Origin of the sequence: Pseudomonas oligotrophica, assembly GCF_021726475.1 — a bacterium.
Classification (GTDB): Bacteria; Pseudomonadota; Gammaproteobacteria; order Pseudomonadales; family Pseudomonadaceae; genus Stutzerimonas; species Stutzerimonas oligotrophica.
Genome location: NZ_JAKJRU010000002.1, coordinates 406741 through 426214, shown reverse-complemented (window position 1 = coordinate 426214; position 19474 = coordinate 406741). Strand labels below are relative to the sequence as shown.

Below are 19474 nucleotides of genomic sequence, written 5' to 3'. Positions count from 1 at the left end.
CTTCGCTTCGACCCTCATGCAGGCCAAGGATTTCTTCCACATGGCCAGCCTGCGCCTGGCCAGGCAACTGGGCCAGCCCCTGCAACCGGCCTTCGAAACCCGCCTGGTGAGCCCCGACGGCGAGCCGGTCAGCAGCTTCAGCGGCACCAGCATCGCCGTCGACGGGGCGCTGCAGCCGACCGATGCGGTGATCCTGCCGGCGTTCTGGGCGAATTTCGACGCCCTGTCGACGCGCTATCGGCAGGTGGTGCCCTGGCTGCGCCAGCAGCATGCCGCCGGCAGCGCCATCTGCGGCGAAGCCACCGGCGCCTTCTGGATGGCCCATGCCGGCCTGCTGGACAACCGCGAGGCGACCACGCACTGGCGCTTCGCCCGCGAATTCAGCGAGCGCTTCCCGCGCGTTCAGCTGGCCAGCGGCAAGCACCTGACCGACAGCGACAACCTCTACTGCGCCGGCGGCACGACCTCCTCCTGCGACCTGTACATGCACCTGATCGAGCGCTTCTGCGGCGCCAACGTCGCCCAGGGCATGGCCCGCGACGTGCTGTTCGAGGTCCAGCGCAGCTACAGCCCCGGGCGGCTCGGCTTCGGCGGGCAGAAGCTGCACCTGGATACCCGCGTGCTGCAGATCCAGGAATGGCTGGAAGAGCATTTCGCCGAGAAATTCCGCTTCGAGGACGTCGCCCGCGACCATGGCATGAGCATCCGCAACTTCATGCGCCGCTTCCAGGCCGCCACCGGCGACAAGCCGCTGCACTACCTGCAGCGCCTGCGCATCGAGACGGCCAAGAACCTGCTCTCGACCACGCGCAAGAGCATCAAGACGATCAGCTACGAGGTGGGCTACGACGACGCGAGCTTCTTCGCCCGGTTGTTCCGCCAGCACACCGAGCTGTCACCCAACCAGTATCGGCAGCAGTACCGGCACAAGAGCGGCTAGCCGCGTCAGGCAGGGGACCGGCAAGCCTCGGCATCTCGGCCAGGGCTTGCCGCTTGCGGGGTTTCCCTAGGGCTTGTGCGGGCGCGAGAGGTATTCGTGCGACTGCATTTCCAGCAGGCGGCTCAGGGTGCGCTGGAATTCGAACTCCAGGCGGCCGCCGGCGTAGAGGTCCTTCAGCTCGACCTCGGCGGAGAGGATCAGCTTGACGTTGCGGTCGTAGAACTCGTCGACCAGGTTGATGAAGCGCCGCGCCATGTCGTCCTTGGCGACGTTCATCTGCTCGATGTTGGAGACCAGCACCGCCTCGAAGATCTTGCCCAGCTCGATGTAGTCGTTCTGGCTGCGCGGCCCGTCGCAGAGGGAGCGGAACTCGAACCAGGCGACATCGTTGGCGACCTTGCGCGCGCGGATCTCGCGGTTCTCGATCATCAGCGCCTCGTCCTCGAGCACCTTGCAGTTCTCGGTGAGCAGGCTCTTGAAGCTCTTTTCCAGGCTCAGCTCGGCCTCGGCATCGAGCGGGAAGTGGTAGAGCTCGGCCTGCTCCAGGGCACGCAGGCGGTAGTCGATGCCGCTGTCGACGTTGACCACCTCGGTGTGCTTCTTCAGCAGTTCGATGGCCGGCAGGAAGCGCGCCCGCTGCAGGCCGTCCTTGTACAGGCCGTCGGGGACGATATTGGAGGTCGCCACCAGGCTCACGCCGTTCTTGAACAGCTCTTCGAGCAGGGTGGCGAGGATCATCGCGTCGGTGATGTCGGAGACGAAGAACTCGTCGAAGCAGATCACCCGTGCCTCGTCGGCGAAGCGCTTGCCGATGATGGTCAGCGGGTTCTTCTCGCCCTTGAGGGTCTTCATCTCCTCGTGCACGCGCTTCATGAAGCGGTGGAAGTGCGTGCGCATCTTCTGCTTGAACGGCAGCGCGTCGTAGAAAGTGTCGACCAGGTAGGTCTTGCCGCGCCCCACGCCGCCCCAGAAATACAGCCCCTTGACCGGCTCCTGGGATTTCTTGCCGAACAGCTTGCCGAACAGCCCGCTGTTGTTGCGCTCGCTGGCCAGCAGGTCGTCGTACAGCCGCTGCAGATGGCGCACGGCATTTTCCTGTGCGGCATCGTGGAAGAAATCGGGACGTTTCAGGTCAGCCTGATAGCGCTCAAGAGGAGTCATGGCGGAGCCGGGGTTGGAAAACGGGGCCGACACTTTAGCCGCGCCCTCGGCGGTTGGCAATTTACTCAGATCGTTCAAACCTCTGTCCTCCTTGGGCCTGACGCTGGCTTCGACCGCGCGCGGCGGCACAGGTGCGACAGGCGGCGGGATGCGGGCGGGCCGGCCGGATGCCGCCCGCCCGGCGATCAGTCCTGGACGAGCGTGGCGATGGCTTCGCGCACACGCAGCATGGCGGCATCCAGGGCGTCCGGATCGGCGAAGCTCGGGCTGTCGGCGACGCACTCGTCGTCCAGCCAGAGGGTGAACTGCGTGCCTTCGTCCTCGCGCAGCTCCAGCGCATCGGGGCCGCCGGCGATCAGCCGCTGGGTCAGCACGCCGATGGCCTGCGGGTTGCTCAGCGGGCGCGAGAGCAGCAGCTCCTCGCCGTCGGCGCCAAAGAAGCGGAAGCGGAAGCTGCCGTCGGCCTCGCGGAAGCTGGCGAAACGGGCGGCCTTGCTGGCCTTCTTCTTCGCCGGTGCGACCACCTGGGCCTGGCTGCGGAAGCTGCGCAGGCCCACCGCCTCGCGCAGTTCGCCAAGGAACGGCGTGGCGATGCGGCGCGCCTTGGCGGCGCCGGCCTGGAGGATGTCCTCCAGCTCCGCCGGCTTGGCGATCAGCTGCGCATAGCGCTCGCGCGCCTCGCCCAGCTCGGCGTCGAGCAGCTGGAACAGCCGCTGCTTGGCCTCCCCCCAGGCCAGGCCGTCGAGCAGCTCGGCGCGGAACGCAGCCAGCTGCTCTCCGCTGGCGAAGGCCTGATAGAGCGTGTAGAGGTGAGAACTGTCCGGGTCCTTGGCCTCGCCCGGCAGCTTCGAGTCGGTGACGATGCGCGCCACCGCATCCTTGAGCTGCCTGGCCGAGCCGAACAGCGGGATGGTGTTGTCGTAGCTCTTGGACATCTTGCGTCCATCGAGCCCGGGCAGGGTGGCGACGCTTTCCTCGATCACCGCCTCGGGCAAGGTGAACAGCTCGCGCCCCTGGCCGAACAGGTGGTTGAAGCGCTGGGCGATGTCACGGGCCATTTCCACGTGCTGGATCTGGTCGCGCCCCACCGGCACCTTGTGCGCGTTGAACATCAGGATGTCCGCCGCCATCAGCACCGGGTAGCTGTACAGGCCCATGGTCACGCCGGCATCCGGGTCTTCGCCGCTCTCGAGGTTCCTGTCCACCGACGCCTTGTAGGCATGCGCGCGATTGAGCAGGCCCTTGGCAGTGACGCAGGTCAGCAGCCAGGTCAGCTCGGGGATTTCGGGAATGTCCGACTGCCGGTAGAAGGTCACCCGCTCGGCGTCGAGCCCGCAGGCCAGCCAGGTGGCGGCGATCTCCAGGCGCGAGCGCTGGATGCGCAGCGGGTCATCGCACTTGATCAGCGCATGGTAGTCGGCGAGGAAGTAGAAGGAATCGGCCGCCGCGTCGCGGCTGGCGACGATGGCCGGGCGGATGGCGCCAGCGTAGTTGCCCAGGTGGGGCGTACCGGTGGTGGTGATGCCGGTGAGGATTCGGGTATTCATCGCGTTCGATCTCGATCGGGGCAGCCCGGCCGCGAGGCGGCCCGGGCGGGCGTCGCGTCAGGCCTGCAGCCGCGGAGCGACCAGCGCCTTCAGCTCGACCAGCCTGCCGTGGAAAAAGTGGCCGCATTCTGCCACTTTCAGCAGCTCGTGGGGCCGCTCCAGCGCGGCCGAGTAGGCATAGACCGTCTGCGGGTCGATCACCTCGTCGTCTTCGGGCTGGATGATGGCGAGCTGGCCAGCGGCGGGCAGGCCGGCAACCTCCAGCCGCGATACCGCCGGCGCCACCAGGAACACCTTGTGCACCTCGATGCCGCGCGCCTGCAGTCGGGCGAACAGGCTGGCCGCGACGAAGCCGCCAAAGGAGAAACCGAGCAGCACCAGCGGCAGCCCGGGGCGCTGCGCCAGCAGCCAGTCCAGCGCCGCCTCGGCGTCATCGACCTCGCCCTGCTGCATGTCGTGGCTGCCGGCGCTGCCGCCGACGCCGCGGTAGTTGAAGCGCAGCGTGCTGTATCCGGCATCGCGCGCGGTGCGCTGCAGGGTCGAGACCACCTTGTTCAGCATGGTGCCGCCCTTGACCGGGTTGGGATGGCAGATCAGCGCCAGCCCCTGGGCCTGGCCTTCGTCCTGGTAGAGCCCCTCGAGCACGCCGCAGGGCCCGTCGATGGCAATGGGGGTTTCGCGTTTCAACAAAAGGTGAACTCCGTGACCTTGCGACGAGTCGACTCGTCTTGCTTAGCAGCTGCCCCGAATGCCTCGCGGTATACAGAGCAGGGACGAGACGTTAACGTAAGCACAGCCGTTTTTATAGAAGGAAGGACTCGTGGAACAGACCCTCGCGACCTGGTTGCTCCCGATCGTCGGCTTGATCGTCGGCATCGCCATCGGTTTTCTGGTGGCGCGCAACACCGCGCCCAATCGCACGCAGCGCCAGGTCGACGACCTGCAGGAACGCTTCGACACCTACCAGAGCGAAGTCGTCACGCACTTCAACACCACCGCCAGCCTGCTGCGCAAGCTGACCAACAGCTACCAGGATATCCAGGACCACCTGTCCGACGGCGCCAATCGACTGGCCCTCGACGAACAGACCCGCCAGCGCCTGCTCGCCGCCCTGCACAGCGAAGAGCAACACGGCAGCCGCGAACGCCTGAGCTCCCCGGCCTTCACCGAACCGCCGAAGGACTACGCGCCCAAGGGCGACGACACCCCCGGGACGCTGAACGAGAACTTCGGCCTGAAGAGCCGCCACTGACCCCGCCCGGACGGGGCACCCTGCCCCGTCCAGCCCACCCTCGCGACGAACGCCGCCCTACTGCTGCAAGCGCATCGACAGATCCACCGCCTGCACATGCTTGGTCAGTGCGCCGATGGAGATGTAGTCCACTCCGGTCTCGGCCACCCGCCGCAGGGTGTCGTCACTGATCCCGCCCGACGCCTCCAGCTTCGCCCGCCCGGCCGTCATGGCGACGGCACTGCGCATGTCGTCCAGGCTCAGCTCGTCGAGCATGACGATGTCCGCAGCGGCGGCCAGTGCCTGCTCCAGCTCGTCCAGGCTTTCCACCTCCACCTCCACCGGCTTGCCCGGCGCGATATGGCGTGCCGCCTCGACCGCGGCGGCGATACCACCGCAGGCGGCGATGTGGTTCTCCTTGATCAGGAAGGCGTCGTAGAGGCCGATCCGGTGGTTGTCGCAGCCGCCGCAGGTCACCGCGTACTTCTGCGCCAGACGCAGCCCCGGCAGCGTCTTGCGGGTATCGAGCAGGCGCACGCCAGTGCCCTCGACCAGGTCGGCGTAGTGCCGGCAACGGGTGGCGACGCCGGACAGCGTCTGCAGGAAATTGAGCGCCGTGCGCTCGCCGGTCAGCAGCGAACGGGCCGGCCCTTCGAGGGTGAAGAGCAGGCGATCGGCCGGGACCCGCTCGCCGTCGGCCACCTGCCAATGCACCGCAACCCGCGGATCCAGGCGGCGGAACACCGCGTCGACCCAGGCCGTGCCGGCGATGACTGCGGCCTCGCGGGTGATGACCGCTGCATGCGCCAGGCGCTCGGCCGGGATCAGCTGCGCGGTGATGTCGCCGCTGCCCACGTCCTCGGCCAGGGCGCGGCGCACGTTGGCCTCGATTTCTGCGGTCAGGTCGGCAAGGGTCAGATTCGGCATGGAAAGCGCTCCAGAGGGGTTGCGCCGAAGTATAAGGGCTGGCCTTGCCCCGTGCAGCGCCGGCCTTTTTTACCGTCCAGCGGAAAACGACCGGCCATTTGTGAGGTCCATCATGTCCAGTGCAGGCGTGACGCCAGCGATTGGGAGGCGCGGCCATATACTTGCGCAGCATTCAAAAGCATGGCGCCATGAAAACGACATCTACCCCGTCGGCGCCGTTGTAAAACGCCACCGCGAGAGTATGCTGCGCTGGTTTACCGGCTGAGCGCCAATATAGTGGCGCATTGCTAGCAAAGCGCTGGCCTGCCGCTGCCTTTGCGAACAGAACACCTAGAGCATTGCGCCAACTGGTCGGCGCCGCAGGAGAATCGATGCGAACTGATGCCAAAGTGGTGCACCTGAACAAAGCCGCGCCCGAGCACCGGCAGGCCTCGCCCGCCGCCCGGCTGCCGGTGGCGATCATCAGCGTGCGCGACAAGGCAGCGCAGCAGCTGCGCCAGGGCCTGCAGGCCCTCTTCGACAGCGCTGACGACTCGCTCTTCGAAATCGCCGACCGCGCCGCCAGCAATGCCGAACAGAACGCTTTCTTCGAGGCCATGCGCGACCTGCGCATGAAGCGCCGCACCATCGAGCGCGCCTTCCTGCAGAACCTGTTCGAATCCTTCGTTGCGCTGAACCAGTACCAGATCGGCAAGCCGCCGCAACTCGAGGACGTCTCGCGGGACAGCCTCAGCCTGGTGCAGAACGACGAGCTGGAGGAAACCGTCGCGATCGACGCCATGGTCGCCAAGGTGATCGGGCGCGCCGCCACGCCGCTCAGCCACCTGACCACGCGCATGAATACCCTGGTCAGCAGCAAGCTCGACGACAAGAGCAATCCGCTCGGCCCGCTTGCCATCTGCGACTGCTTCGTCAAGGCCTGCAGCGACCTTGGGGTGAACATCCGGGTCAAGCTGATCATCTACAAGCTGTTCGAAAAACACCTGCTCAGCGAACTCGACAACCTCTATGCCGAGGCCAACCTGACCCTGTCCGCCGCCGGCATCCTGCCCGAACTGCAATCCGCAGCGCCGCGCCGGACACAACCGTCGCGCCCGGCCGCAACGACCTCGGCAGCGACCGGCAGCACGAGCCAGGCCAACGCCCCGCTCCATGACGACCTGCAGGAGGCGGCCTTTTCCGCCCTGCAGAACCTGCTCGCCGAACTGCGCGACAGCAGCGCGCTGCCCGCACGCAATACGCCACGCGACGCCGTGCCGATCAGCACCGGCGACCTGCTGCGCCTGCTCTCGCACCTGCAGGTCCGCGCCCCGGCGTCGCTCGACGACTACGACATGCAGCAACAGCTCGGCCAGCTGCTCGAGCGGGTCAGCGCCAAGACCGGCAAGTCGCGCATCGTCGGCCAGGTGGACGAGGACGTCATCAACCTGGTGTCGATGCTGTTCGACTTCATCCTCGACGACCGCAACCTGCCTGATTCGCTGAAGGCGCTGATCGGCCGCCTGCAGATCCCCCTGCTGAAGGTGGCCGTGCTCGACAAGACCTTCTTCAGTCGCGGCAGCCACCCGGCACGGCGCCTGCTCAACGAGATCGCCTCGGCCGCGATGGGCTGGGGCGACCAGGACGAAACCCAGCGCGACAGCCTGTACCACAAGATCGAACAGGTGGTGGCGCGCCTGCAGAGCGACTTCAGCGACGATCCGCTGATCTTCGCCGAACTGCTCGCCGACTTCCTCGCCTTCGTCGGCGACGAGCGCCGGCGCAGCGAACTGCTCGAGCAGCGCACCCGCGATGCCGAGGAGGGTCGCGCCAAGGCCGAGTTGGCCCGCCAGGAAGTGGAATTCGCACTCAACGAGCGCCTGCTCGGCAAGACGCTGCCCGAAGTGGTGGTGCGCCTGCTGCAGGAGGCCTGGAGCAAGGTACTGCTGCTGACCTGCCTGAAGCACGGCACCCAGTCCGAGCAGTGGCAGGCAGCGCTGGACACCATGGACGAGCTGATCTGGAGCGTCACGCCGCACGAGGATGCCACGTCCCGCGCGCGCATGCTCGAGCTGATGCCCGGCCTGCTCAAGGCACTGCGCGACGGCCTGACCAGTGCGGCATTCGATCCCTTCTCCACGGGGCATTTCTTCACCGAGCTCGAAGCGCTGCACCTGCGCACCATGCAGCAGGCCGAGCAGCCGGGCAGCCCCCCGCAGGCCGAACTGCCGGCCGCGGCCGCCGCGCCCGCCACCCCGGCCATGGTCGAGGTGGTCGAGCAGATCGTCCTGCTCGCGCCGGGCGAGAGCCGCGAACCCGAGCAGCAGGCGAACCTGGATGCCGACGACGAGGCCCTGGCGCGCGTCGACAACCTGCGCGTCGGCAGCTGGGTGGAATTCCAGGAGGACGAGGAACACAAGCTGCGCTGCAAACTGGCGGCCATCATCAAGCCGACCGGCAAGTTCATCTTCGTCAACAGGACCGGCATGAAGGTCCTCGAGAAGACCCGTACCGGCCTGGCCCTCGAATTCCGCCGCGGCGCGATCCGCCTGCTCAACGACACCCTGCTGTTCGACCGGGCACTGGAGTCGGTCATCGGCAACCTGCGCCGCCTCAAGGACAGCTGACCGGCGGTGCGGTCGAGCCCGGCCTACCCCCTGCGACCATGTGTCGCTAGAATGCCCCGAACTCCCGTTCGAGGTGCTTCATGCCGAGCCGCCTGAATCCCGAAGACCAGCAGCGCGTCGACGATTATCTCCGCGCTCCCCAGCACCAGGTCCAGCGCCGGCCGTTCCGCCCGCTCCTGCTGCTCGCCCTGGTACTTGTCGTGGTCATCGGCCTGGGCCTGCTGAGCCGCCTGCTCGCCAGCCTCGTTCACTAGCCGCGCCAGACGGCCAACAGGATCCTTGCAAAGCCTATGAGTCCAATCCATGACACATCGCATCGTAATCGTCGGCGGCGGCGCCGGCGGCCTCGAACTGGCTACCCGCCTGGGCCGCACGCTGGGCAAACGCGGTCAGGCGCGCATCACGCTGGTTGACGCCAACCTCACGCACATCTGGAAACCGCTGCTGCACGAGGTCGCCGCCGGTTCGCTCAACTCCTCGGCGGACGAGCTCAACTATGTCGCCCAGGCGAAGTGGAACCACTTCGAGTTCCAGATGGGCCGCATGATCGCGCTGGACCGCGCAGGCAAGTCCATCCGCCTGGAGGCGACCACCGACGAGCACGGGCTGGAGCTGGTTCCTAGCCGCACCCTGCCGTACGACACCCTGGTGATCGCCGTCGGCAGCACCACCAACGACTTCGGCACGCCCGGAGCCGCCAAGCACTGCCTGTTCCTCGATACACGCAAGCAGGCCGAGCGCTTTCACCGTCAGTTGCTCGGCCACTACATGCGCGCCCATGCCGGCGACCGCTCGCCAGGCGCGATCGACATGGCCATCGTCGGCGCCGGCGCGACCGGCGTGGAGCTGGCCGCGGAGCTGCTGCATGCGGCCCGCGAGCTGGCCGCCTACGGCCTGGACAGCATCAGCCCGGAGAACGTCCGGATCACGCTGATCGAGGCCGGCCCGCGCGTGCTGCCGGCACTGCCCGAGCGCATCAGCCAGCCAGTGCACCAGACGCTGCTCAAGCTGGGCGTCAGGGTGATGACCAATGCCGCGGTCAGCGAGGTCGAGGCACACGGCCTGCATACGCGCAGCGGCGAATTCGTGCCATGCAGCCTCAAGGTCTGGGCCGCCGGCATCCAGGCCCCGGCATTCCTGCGCGAGCTGGATGGCCTGGAGAGCAACCGCATCAACCAGCTGGTGGTATTGCCCAGCCTGCAGACGACCCGCGACCCGGACATCTTCGCCTTCGGCGACTGCGCCGCCTGTCCGCAGCCGGGCAGCGACCGCAACGTGCCGCCGCGCGCCCAGGCGGCCCACCAGCAGGCTTCGCTGCTGGCTCGCTCGCTAGCCCTGCGCCTGGCCGGCAAACCGCTGCCGGAGTACCGCTACCGCGACTACGGCTCGCTGATCTCGCTGTCGCGCTTCTCCGCGGTGGGCAACCTGATGGGCAACCTGACCGGCAACGTGATGCTCGAGGGCTGGCTGGCGCGGATGTTCTACATCTCGCTGTATCGCATGCACCAGATCGCGCTCTACGGCGTGGCCCGCACGGCCCTGATGATGCTCGGCGACAAGCTCAGCCGCAGCACCGAGCCGCGCCTGAAGCTGCACTGAGACCACCTTCGCCGCTGCCGGTGGCTGCCCGGCAGCGGCAGGATGAAATCGCAGGCATAAAAAAACTGGAAGGCCTTGCGGCACTTCCAGTTTCCTTTGCTTCCGAGGAAGCTTGTATGGTGGGTCGTGTAGGATTCGAACCTACGACCAATTGGTTAAAAGCCAACTGCTCTACCGACTGAGCTAACGACCCATGATTGGTCGGGGTAGGGGGATTCGAACTCCCGACATCCTGCTCCCAAAGCAGGCGCGCTACCGGACTGCGCTATACCCCGGCTGGAATTTGGCTCCGCGACCTGGACTCGAACCAGGGACCCAATGATTAACAGTCATTTGCTCTACCGACTGAGCTATCGCGGAACGACTCTATTCCACTCATCGACGCGACGTTCGCGCTTCAGAGGCGCGCCATTTTACGGTTCCCGGATGCCCTGTCAAGCCTGAACTTCGATTCAGTTCAGCCATTTACCTCATCCCGGGCGAACCGGCCGCCCCGCCCTGCGAGGCAGCCGCGCCGGCATTAGGCAAAGACGATATCGTCACCCTCCACCTTCGCCGTGATGGTCGCTCCCGGCACGAAGCGGCCGGCGAGGATCTGCTGCGCCAGCGGGTTCTCGATCCAGCGCTGGATCGCCCGCTTCAGCGGCCGCGCGCCGTACACCGGGTCGTAGCCGACGGCCACCAGCTTGTCCATCGCCTGCTGCGACAGATCCAGGTTCAGCTCGCGCTCGGCCAGGCGCTTGCGCAGGCGGCCCAGCTGGATCTCGGCGATGCCGGCGATCTGCTCGCGGGCCAGCGGATCGAACACCACCACCTCGTCGATACGGTTGATGAACTCGGGGCGGAAGTGATGGCTGACCGCGTCCATCACCGCCGCGCGCTGCGCCTCGGTGTCGCCGACCAGCTCCTGGATCTGCGCCGAGCCGAGGTTGGAGGTCATCACGATCACGGTGTTCTTGAAGTCCACCGTGCGCCCATGGCTATCGGTCAGCCGGCCATCCTCGAGCACCTGCAGCAGCACGTTGAAGACGTCCGGGTGGGCCTTCTCCACCTCGTCCATCAGCACCACCGAGTAAGGCTTGCGGCGCACCGCCTCGGTCAGGTAGCCACCCTCCTCGTAGCCGACATAGCCGGGCGGCGCGCCGATCAGCCGGGCGACGCTGTGCTTCTCCATGAACTCGGACATGTCGATGCGGATCATCGCCTCCTCGGTATCGAAGAGAAACTCGGCGAGCGCCTTGCACAGCTCGGTCTTGCCCACCCCGGTGGGACCGAGGAAGAGGAACGAGCCACTCGGCCGGTTCGGATCGGCCAGGCCGGCGCGCGAGCGGCGCACCGCATTGGCCACCGCCACCACCGCCTCGTGCTGGCCGATCACGCGGGTGTGCAGCATGTCCTCCATGCGCAGCAGCTTCTCGCGCTCGCCCTCGAGCATCTTCGACACCGGGATGCCGGTCCACTTGGAGACCACCTCGGCGATTTCCTCGTCGGTCACCTTGTTGCGCAGCAGTTGGTTCTCGGTCTTGCCATGCTGGTCGACCATCTGCAGGCTGCGCTCCAGGTCCGGGATCACGCCATACTGCAGTTCGGCCATGCGTGCCAGGTCGCCCTTGCGCCGAGCCGCCTCGAGATCGGCCTTGGCCTGCTCGATCTTCTGCTGGATCTGCGCCGAGCCCTGGACCTCGGCCTTCTCCGACTTCCAGATTTCCTCGAGGTCGGCGTATTCCTTCTCCAGCTTGGCGATGTCGTCTTCCAGTTTGGCCAGGCGCTTTCTGGTGGCCTCGTCGTCCTCCTTCTTCAACGCCTCGCGCTCGATCTTCAACTGGATCAACCGGCGATCCAGGCGATCGAGTTCCTCGGGCTTGGAGTCGATTTCCATGCGGATGCGGCTGGCCGCCTCGTCGATCAGGTCGATGGCCTTGTCCGGCAACTGGCGGTCGGTGATGTAGCGATGACTGAGCTTGGCCGCGGCGATGATCGCGCCATCGGTGATGGTCACGCCGTGGTGCACCTCGTAGCGCTCCTTGAGGCCGCGCAGGATAGCGATGGTGTCCTCCTCGCTCGGCTCGTCCACCAGCACCTTCTGGAAGCGGCGCTCCAGCGCCGCATCCTTTTCGATGTACTGGCGGTATTCGTCCAGCGTGGTGGCCCCGACGCAGTGCAGTTCGCCGCGCGCCAGCGCCGGCTTGAGCATGTTGCCGGCGTCCATCGAGCCCTCGGCCTTGCCGGCACCGACCATGGTGTGCAGCTCGTCGATGAACAGGATCACTCGACCTTCCTGCTTGGCCAGCTCGTTGAGCACCGCCTTGAGGCGCTCCTCGAACTCGCCGCGGAACTTGGCGCCGGCGATCAGCGCGCCCATGTCCAGCGACAGCAGGCGCTTGTCCTTCAGGCCATCCGGCACCTCGCCGTTGACGATGCGCTGGGCCAGCCCCTCGACGATGGCGGTCTTACCCACTCCCGGCTCGCCGATCAGCACCGGGTTGTTCTTGGTGCGGCGCTGCAGGACCTGGATGGTGCGGCGGATCTCGTCGTCGCGGCCGATCACCGGGTCGAGCTTGCCCTCCTCCGCGCGGCGGGTCATGTCGACGGTGTACTTGTCCAGCGCCTGGCGCGATTCCTCGGCATTGGGGTCGTTCACCGCCTGGCCGCCGCGCAGGTTGGCGATGGCGTTCTCCAGCGCCTTCTTCGATACGCCCTGGCCGAGCAGCAGCTTGCCCAGGCGGGTGTTGGGATCCAGCGCCGCGAGCAGCACCAGCTCACTGGAGATGTACTGGTCGCCTTTCTGCTGGGCCAGGCGGTCGGCCTGGTTGAGCAGCCGCGCCAGGTCCTGGGACATGTTCATGTCGCCGGTGGGGCTCTGCAGCTTGGGCAGCCCGTCCAGCTCCCTGGTCAGGGCCTGGCGCAGCGCATTGACGTCGAAGCCGACCTGCATCAGCAGCGGCTTGATCGAGCCACCCTGCTGGTCCAGCAGGGCCTGCATCAGGTGCAGCGGCTCGATGGCCGAATGGTCCAGGCCGACGGCGATGGACTGGGCATCGGAAAGGGCAAGCTGCAGCTTGCTGGTCAAACGGTCGATACGCATGAAGAGTCATCCTCGAGTGGAGCGGGCCGGCATTGACTCGCCAAAAGACAAGACCCGCGAGATGCAGCATAGATGAGGATGATTGTTGTCGATTCAACCCGGGCGGCGTTGACCGAGGTCATGCCGGGCGTCGCGCGCGGCCCGCCGGGATGGTCCTAGTCGAGCCAGACCAGGCTGGCGAAGCGCCCGGTCTGCGGGGTGCGGCGATAGGAATAGAAGCGCGGATCACTGAAGGTGCACAGTCCGCCGCCATGGACCGCCGCGACGCCCTGCGCGGCCAGGCGGATGCGGGCCAGGGCATAGAGATCGGCCATGAAGCGCCCGGCGTTCACGCTGGGCACGAACGCCACGCTCGCCTGCGGATGCGCTTCGACGAAGGCCTGGCGCACCTCGGCGCCGACCTCGAAGGCCTGCGGACCGATCGCCGGGCCGAGCCAGACCAGCAGTTCCTGCGGTGCAACGTCCAGCGCCGCCAGGGTGTTCTCCAGCACACCGCCGGCCAGCCCGCGCCAGCCGGCATGCGCCGCCGCCACGCGGGTGCCGGCGCGGTCGCAAAAGAGCACAGGCAGGCAATCGGCCGTCAGCACCGCGCAGGCTCGCCCGCGCTCGGTGCTCCAGCTGGCGTCGGCCACCACCCCCGCAGCCACCGCCGCAGGCACCACGTCGCAGGAATGCACCTGCGCCAGCCAGCTGACCTCGCAACCCAGCAGCTGCTGCAGGCGCTGGCGGTTCTCGGCGACCGCCGCGGGCGCGTCACCAACATGGTCGCCAAGGTTGAAGGTTTCGAACGGCGCCAGGCTGACGCCGCCGGCGCGCGTGGTGACGCAGGCCCGAACATTGGCCGGCGCCGGCCAGTCCGGCAGCAGCCAGTCGTTCGGCCAGGGGCTCATCCGACGAACGCCTCGCGATCCTGCTGCAGCAGGGTCAGTAGCCAGACGAAGTCGTCGGGCAGCGGCGACTCCCACTTCATCCGCTTGCCGGTGGCCGGGTGTTCCAACTCGAGAAAGCGTGCGTGCAGCGCCTGACGCGGAAACTCGCGCAGCTCCTGCACGAGCGTCGGATTGGCCGCCGGCGGGATGCGGAAGCGCCCGGCGTAGAGCGGATCGCCCACCAGCGGATGGCCGATGTGCGCCATGTGCACGCGGATCTGGTGGGTGCGGCCGGTCTCCAGCTTGACCCGCACATGGGTATGCGAGCGGAAGCGCTCGAGCACGCGGTAATGGCTGACCGCCGGCTTGCCGCCCTCGACCACCGCCATGCGCTGGCGCTGCTGGCCGTGCCGGCCGATGGGTGCATCGACGGTGCCGCCGGTGATCACCACGCCGATGACGATGGCCTCGTAGATGCGGCTGACGCTGCGTGCCTGCAGCTGCTCGACCAGGCGGGTCTGCGCCTGGAGCGTCTTGGCGACCACCATCAGCCCGGTGGTGTCCTTGTCCAGGCGATGCACGATGCCGGCACGCGGCACGTTGATCAGCTCCGGTACATGGTGCAGCAGCGCGTTGAGCAACGTGCCGTCGGCATGCCCGGCGGCCGGATGCACCACCAGTCCGGCGGGCTTGTCGAGCACCAGGATGTGCTCGTCCTCGTAGACGATGTTCAACGGGATGGCCTGAGCCTCCCACTCGCCCTGCGCCTGCTGCTCGGCAGTCAGCTCCAGCACGGCGCCGGCATGGACGGTGTCGCGCGGGCGCAGCACGGCGCCATCGACGGTGAGCACGCCATCCTTGATCCATGCAGCCAGGCGCGAGCGCGAATGCTCGCTGAAAAGCTGCGCGGCGATCTGGTCGAGACGCTGGCCGCCGAGGTCGAAGGGGACCTCGGCGCGGAGGTGGATGGCCTGTTTGCTGGTCGTGGACATAAGGGCACTGCGGCGGGGGCGAGCCTTTGGTTTCGGCTACGCGCTTGTGTTTAAATACGGCGTCTTTGCCCCGGCAAACCGGGGCGCTCATCATAACAGGACGGCTCCGGGCGAGACAGCCAGCCGTCACAGGGACGCAAGCCGCCATGCAAGTGAAACACCTGCTGCTGATCGCCATTTTCGCCCTTACCGCCGCCTGTTCGTCCAACGAAACCGTCGACGAGAACCTGGGCGAGGTCGAGCTGTACCAGCAGGCGCAGGCCGACCTGGACAACAAGGCCTACACCAGCGCCATCAGCAAGCTCAAGGCGCTGGAGTCGCGCTACCCCTTCGGCCGCTTCGCCGAGCAGGCGCAGCTGGAACTGATCTACGCCTACTACCGCAACCTGGAGCCGGAAGCGGCCCGCTCCGCCGCCGAGCGCTTCATTCGCCTGCATCCGCAGCATCCGAACGCCGACTACGCCTACTACCTCAAGGGCCTGGCCTCGTTCGACCAGGACCGTGGCCTGCTCGCCCGCTTCCTGCCGCTGGACATGACCAAGCGCGACCCGGGCGCGGCGCGCGACTCGTTCAATGAATTCGCCCAGCTCACCAGCCGCTATCCGAACAGCCGTTATTCGCCGGATGCCAAGGCGCGGATGATCTACCTGCGCAACCTGCTGGCCGCCAACGAGATCCACGTCGCCCACTACTACCTCAAGCGCCAGGCCTACGTCGCCGCCGCCAACCGGGGCCGCTACGTGGTGGAGAACTTCCAGGGCACTCCGTCGGTGGCCGATGGCCTGGCGGTGATGACCGAGGCCTACCAGCGCCTGGGCCTGGACGAACTCGCCGCCAGCAGCCTGGACACGCTGCGCCAGAACTACCCGGACCACGTCTCGCTGGAGGACGGCGAATTCACCCCGCGCGAAACCGAGCAGGACACCCGCGGCTGGCTGAGCCGCGCCACCCTCGGCCTGATCGAGAGCGACGTGCCGCCGCCGGACACCTCGCGGGCGAACCGCGACGTCATCCGCCAGTACGAGGCCGCCGAGCGCGAGCTGCCCGAGGAACTGGTCCCGGTGCTCGACGAAGCGCGCGAAGCCGAGGCGCCGAAGCGCTCCTGGTGGAACCGCCTGACCTTCGGCCTGTTCGACTGAAACCGCGCGCCTCGCTGGCAGGCGCCCGACCGCAGGATCAAGCTCGGCTGGCCGCGCAGCCTCGCTCCAGGAAGTCTCGATGGGCCTGGTTCGTCTTCTGTTCTGGATCGCCCTGATCGCCGCCGCCTTCTGGCTGTGGCGACGGCTGTTCCGCAAGAATCCCGGCAAGCCACGCGCCACGGAAGTGCCGATGGTGCGTTGCGCCCACTGCGGCGTGCATGTGCCGCAGAACAAGGCCCTGCAGGCCTCGGGGCAGTGGTATTGCAGCCAGGCGCACCTGGAGCGAGGCCGCCAGCCTGGTGGACACTGACGCCCGGGCGGGCAGCGCCAGCCAGAGCCAGCGCATCCTGCGCCTGTACCACCTCTACCGGCTGGCCATCGGCCTGGCGCTGGTGCTGCTGATCAGCAGCGACCTGCACAGCGATCTCCTGCAAATGAGCAACCCGCAGCTGTTCGGCTACGGGACCTGGCTCTACCTGATCCTCAACATCGTCATCGCCGTGCTGTTGCAGAACCCGCAGCAGACGCTGCAGGTCACGGCGCTGGCGCTGCTGGACGTGATGCTGCTCGCCGCGCTGTTCTACTTCGCCGGCGGCACGCCCAGCGGCATCGGCAACCTGATCATCATCGCCGTCGCGATTGCCAATATCCTCGTGCGCGGCAAGGTGGGCTTCCTGATCGCCGCGGTCGCCGCCACCGGGCTGATCTACCTGACCTTCTACCTCAGCCTCGACTACCCGACCGCCAGCAGCCAGTTCGTCCAGGCCGGCGCCCTCGGCACGCTGTGCTTTGCCGCCGCGCTGCTGGTGCAGGGCCTCACGCACCGCCTGCAGGCCAGCGAGACCCTGGCCCGCCAGCGCGCCGAGGACGTGGCCAACCTGGAAGCGCTGAACACCCTGATCCTGCAACGCATGCGCACCGGCATCCTGGTACTCGATCCGCAGCAGCGCGTGCTGCTCGCCAACCAGGGCGCGCTGCAGATGCTTGAGCAGGACAGCCTGACCGGCGAGCCACTGGCCGAGCATTGCCCCGAACTGATCGCCCGCCTGGGCCAGTGGCAGGACAACCCGACGCTGCGCGCGCGCAGCCTGCAGGTCTCGCTCGGCGGGCCGATGCTGCAACCCAGCTTCGCCTCGCTGCAGCACGGCGAGAAGTGCAACACCCTGGTGTTCCTCGAAGACATCTCGCAGATCGCCCAGCAAGCCCAGCAACTCAAGCTGGCCTCGCTGGGCCGGCTGACCGCGAGCATCGCCCACGAGATCCGCAATCCGCTCGGCGCGATCAGCCACGCCGCGCAGTTGCTGCAGGAGTCCGACCAACTGGACGGGCCGGACCGGCGCCTGGCGCAGATCATCCAGGACCATTCGCGGCGCATGAACCTGGTGATCGAAAACGTCCTGCAGCTGTCGCGCCGGCGCCAGGCCGACCCCCAGCTACTGGACCTCAAGTACTGGCTGCATCGCTTCGTCAGCGAATTCCGCAGCGGCCTGGCGCCCGGCCAGCAGCTGCACCTGGAGACGGTCGGCAGCTCGTTGCAGACCCGCATGGACCCCAACCAGCTGACCCAGGTGCTCACCAACCTGGTGCAGAACGGCCTGCGCTACAGCGGCCAGCTGCACGACCAGGCGCAGGTCTGGCTGCGCCTTTACCGCGACGAGGCCAGCGACCTGCCCATGGCCGAGGTGCTCGACGACGGCCCCGGCGTCGCTCCCGAGCAGCTGCAGAACATCTTCGAGCCCTTCTACACCACCGAGAGCAAGGGCACCGGCCTTGGGCTATACATCTCCCGCGAGCTCTGCGAAAGCAACCAGGCACGCCTGGACTACCAGCCGCGCGCCGAGGGTGGCAGCTGCTTCCGGATCGTCTTCGCCCACCCGCGCAAGCTCGGCTGAAGCGAAGCGGCTACTCGTCACACATCGACCAAAGCAAGCGCCGGGCCGAGCCCCGTGCGGTTAACATGGGCGCTGCAGCACGCCCATCAGCCGACAGAAAGAACCATGAGCGCCCGCCAGAAAGCCCTGATCATCGACGACGAGCCCGACATCCGCGAACTGCTGGAGATCACCCTCGGGCGGATGAAACTCGATACGCGCAGTGCCCGCAGCGTCAAGGAGGCGCGCGAGTGCCTGAGCCGCGAGCACTACGATCTGTGCCTGACCGACATGCGCCTGCCGGACGGCTCCGGACTCGAGCTGCTGCAGCACATCCAGCAGCAGCACCCGCACCTGCCGGTGGCGATGATCACCGCCTACGGCAGCCTGGACACCGCGATCAGCGCGCTGAAGGCCGGCGCGTTCGATTTCCTCACCAAGCCGGTGGACCTCAACCGCCTGCGCGAGCTGGTCAGCACCGCCCTGCGCCTGCGCAGCGCGGCGCCGGAGGCGCCGGTGGACAACCGCCTGCTCGGCAATTCGCCGCCGATGCGTACCCTGCGCAAGCAGATCGCCAAGCTCGCCCGCAGCCAGGCGCCGGTCTACATCAGCGGCGAGTCGGGCAGCGGCAAGGAACTGGTGGCGCGCCTGATCCACGAGCAGGGCGCACGCGCCGAGCGCCCCTTCGTGCCGGTCAACTGCGGCGCGATCCCCTCCGAGCTGATGGAAAGCGAGTTCTTCGGTCACAAGAAGGGCAGCTTCAGCGGTGCCATCGAGGACAAGCCCGGGCTGTTCCAGGCCGCCAACGGCGGCACACTGTTCCTCGACGAGGTGGCCGACCTGCCCTTGCCGATGCAGGTCAAGCTGCTGCGCGCGATCCAGGAAAAGGCCGTGCGCGTGGTCGGCGGCGCCCAGGAGGTGATGGTCGACGTGCGCATCCTCTGCGCCACGCACAAGGACCTGGCCAGCGAAGTCGCGGCCGGCCGCTTCCGCCAGGATCTCTACTACCGGCTGAACGTCATCGAGCTGCGCGTGCCGCCGCTGCGCGAACGACGCGAAGACATCGGCCTGCTGGCCGAGGTGATGCTCAAGCGCCTGGCCACCGACTGCGACCAGCAACCGGCCCGGCTGACTGCCGATGCCCTGGCCAAGCTGGAGAACTACCGCTTCCCCGGCAACGTGCGCGAGCTGGAGAACATGCTCGAGCGCGCCTACACGCTGTGCGAGGACGACGAGATCCGCGCCGGCGACCTGCGCCTGGCCGACGCCGCGCCGGCAGGCGAAGGCGGCGACAGCAGCCTGGCGCAGATCGACAACCTGGAAGACCACCTCGAGGAGATCGAGCGCAAGCTGATCATGCAGGCCCTCGAGGAGACCCGCTGGAACCGCACCGCGGCCGCGCAGCGCCTGGGCCTGACATTCCGCTCCATGCGTTATCGCTTGAAGAAGCTGGGACTCGACTGAGCCCCCGCTCGAAACACCAGGCCAGCGCTGCCCGCCAAGCCTG

At 67.3% G+C, this 19474-nt stretch carries 16 protein-coding genes and 3 tRNA genes; 9 read left to right on the top strand and 10 right to left on the bottom strand.

Annotated features, from left to right (window positions below; all coding sequences use genetic code 11):
• Nucleotides 1–40: 40 nt before the first annotated feature.
• Nucleotides 41–940, top strand: a complete 900-nt coding sequence (locus tag L3N39_RS05880; RefSeq protein ID WP_237256585.1) for a GlxA family transcriptional regulator — start codon at nucleotides 41–43, stop codon at nucleotides 938–940.
• Between the two features lie 66 nt (nucleotides 941–1006).
• Here the strand turns inward: L3N39_RS05880 and zapE are convergent, their stop codons facing one another.
• The 3 genes from zapE to L3N39_RS05865 all read right to left on the bottom strand — a co-directional run bounded on the left by zapE (nucleotide 1007) and on the right by L3N39_RS05865 (nucleotide 4338).
• A complete protein-coding gene (gene zapE, locus L3N39_RS05875; protein WP_237256341.1) occupies nucleotides 1007–2101 on the bottom strand; it encodes a cell division protein ZapE in 1095 nt (364 codons plus the stop codon).
• 185 nt (nucleotides 2102–2286) lie between these two features.
• The gene (locus L3N39_RS05870) at nucleotides 2287–3648 is read right to left on the bottom strand and encodes a tryptophan--tRNA ligase (protein ID WP_237256340.1); all 1362 of its coding nucleotides are present in this window, start codon (nucleotides 3646–3648) and stop codon (nucleotides 2287–2289) included.
• A gap of 57 nt (nucleotides 3649–3705) precedes the next feature.
• A complete protein-coding gene (locus L3N39_RS05865) occupies nucleotides 3706–4338 on the bottom strand; it encodes an alpha/beta hydrolase (protein ID WP_237256339.1) in 633 nt (210 codons plus the stop codon).
• A gap of 130 nt (nucleotides 4339–4468) precedes the next feature.
• On the opposite strand from L3N39_RS05865, the gene L3N39_RS05860 reads away from it, so the two are divergent.
• Nucleotides 4469–4900, top strand: coding sequence for a Z-ring associated ZapG family protein (locus L3N39_RS05860; protein WP_237256338.1), 432 nt, complete (start codon nucleotides 4469–4471; stop codon nucleotides 4898–4900).
• 57 nt (nucleotides 4901–4957) lie between these two features.
• Here the strand turns inward: L3N39_RS05860 and nadC are convergent, their stop codons facing one another.
• A complete protein-coding gene (nadC, locus tag L3N39_RS05855; RefSeq protein WP_237256337.1) occupies nucleotides 4958–5806 on the bottom strand; it encodes a carboxylating nicotinate-nucleotide diphosphorylase in 849 nt (282 codons plus the stop codon).
• Between the two features lie 371 nt (nucleotides 5807–6177).
• On the opposite strand from nadC, the gene L3N39_RS05850 reads away from it, so the two are divergent.
• From L3N39_RS05850 to L3N39_RS05840, 3 genes are all read left to right on the top strand, one after another.
• Nucleotides 6178–8412 (top strand): DUF1631 domain-containing protein, encoded by a 2235-nt coding sequence (locus L3N39_RS05850; protein WP_237256336.1) that lies wholly within the window; start codon nucleotides 6178–6180, stop codon nucleotides 8410–8412.
• An 80-nt stretch (nucleotides 8413–8492) separates the two neighbouring features.
• Nucleotides 8493–8666 carry a DUF3094 family protein gene (locus L3N39_RS05845; protein WP_237256335.1) on the top strand — a complete coding sequence of 58 codons (174 nt, stop codon included), beginning with the start codon at nucleotides 8493–8495 and terminating at the stop codon, nucleotides 8664–8666.
• 49 nt (nucleotides 8667–8715) lie between these two features.
• Entirely contained in the window at nucleotides 8716–10011 is a 1296-nt protein-coding gene (locus L3N39_RS05840) for an NAD(P)/FAD-dependent oxidoreductase (RefSeq protein WP_237256334.1), read from the top strand.
• A gap of 117 nt (nucleotides 10012–10128) precedes the next feature.
• On the opposite strand, the gene L3N39_RS05835 is transcribed toward L3N39_RS05840, so the two are convergent.
• The 6 genes from L3N39_RS05835 to rluD all read right to left on the bottom strand — a co-directional run bounded on the left by L3N39_RS05835 (nucleotide 10129) and on the right by rluD (nucleotide 14957).
• Nucleotides 10129–10204, bottom strand: a tRNA-Lys gene (locus tag L3N39_RS05835).
• Between the two features lie 5 nt (nucleotides 10205–10209).
• A tRNA-Pro gene (locus tag L3N39_RS05830) sits at nucleotides 10210–10286 on the bottom strand.
• A gap of 9 nt (nucleotides 10287–10295) precedes the next feature.
• Nucleotides 10296–10371, bottom strand: a tRNA-Asn gene (locus tag L3N39_RS05825).
• 160 nt (nucleotides 10372–10531) lie between these two features.
• Nucleotides 10532–13096, bottom strand: coding sequence for an ATP-dependent chaperone ClpB (gene clpB / locus L3N39_RS05820; protein WP_237256333.1), 2565 nt, complete (start codon nucleotides 13094–13096; stop codon nucleotides 10532–10534).
• A 155-nt stretch (nucleotides 13097–13251) separates the two neighbouring features.
• Complete coding sequence (gene pgeF, locus L3N39_RS05815) at nucleotides 13252–13986, bottom strand: peptidoglycan editing factor PgeF (protein WP_237256332.1); 735 nt, start codon at nucleotides 13984–13986, stop codon at nucleotides 13252–13254.
• Nucleotides 13983–14957 carry a 23S rRNA pseudouridine(1911/1915/1917) synthase RluD gene (rluD, locus tag L3N39_RS05810; RefSeq protein ID WP_237256331.1) on the bottom strand — a complete coding sequence of 325 codons (975 nt, stop codon included), beginning with the start codon at nucleotides 14955–14957 and terminating at the stop codon, nucleotides 13983–13985. Before rluD ends, pgeF begins: the two co-directional genes overlap by 4 nt.
• Before the next feature lie 146 nt (nucleotides 14958–15103).
• Between rluD and L3N39_RS05805 the strand changes: the two genes are divergently transcribed.
• The 4 genes from L3N39_RS05805 (at nucleotide 15104) to L3N39_RS05790 (ending at nucleotide 19431) form a co-directional block, all read left to right on the top strand.
• Entirely contained in the window at nucleotides 15104–16096 is a 993-nt protein-coding gene (locus L3N39_RS05805) for an outer membrane protein assembly factor BamD (RefSeq protein ID WP_237256330.1), read from the top strand.
• A 79-nt stretch (nucleotides 16097–16175) separates the two neighbouring features.
• A complete protein-coding gene (locus L3N39_RS05800) occupies nucleotides 16176–16406 on the top strand; it encodes a PP0621 family protein (protein WP_237256329.1) in 231 nt (76 codons plus the stop codon).
• A complete protein-coding gene (locus L3N39_RS05795; protein WP_237256328.1) occupies nucleotides 16396–17988 on the top strand; it encodes a sensor histidine kinase in 1593 nt (530 codons plus the stop codon). The genes L3N39_RS05800 and L3N39_RS05795 overlap by 11 nt, the downstream gene beginning before the upstream one ends.
• Nucleotides 17989–18093: 105 nt before the next feature.
• Nucleotides 18094–19431 (top strand): sigma-54-dependent transcriptional regulator, encoded by a 1338-nt coding sequence (locus tag L3N39_RS05790; RefSeq protein ID WP_237256327.1) that lies wholly within the window; start codon nucleotides 18094–18096, stop codon nucleotides 19429–19431.
• Nucleotides 19432–19474 lie beyond the last annotated feature (43 nt).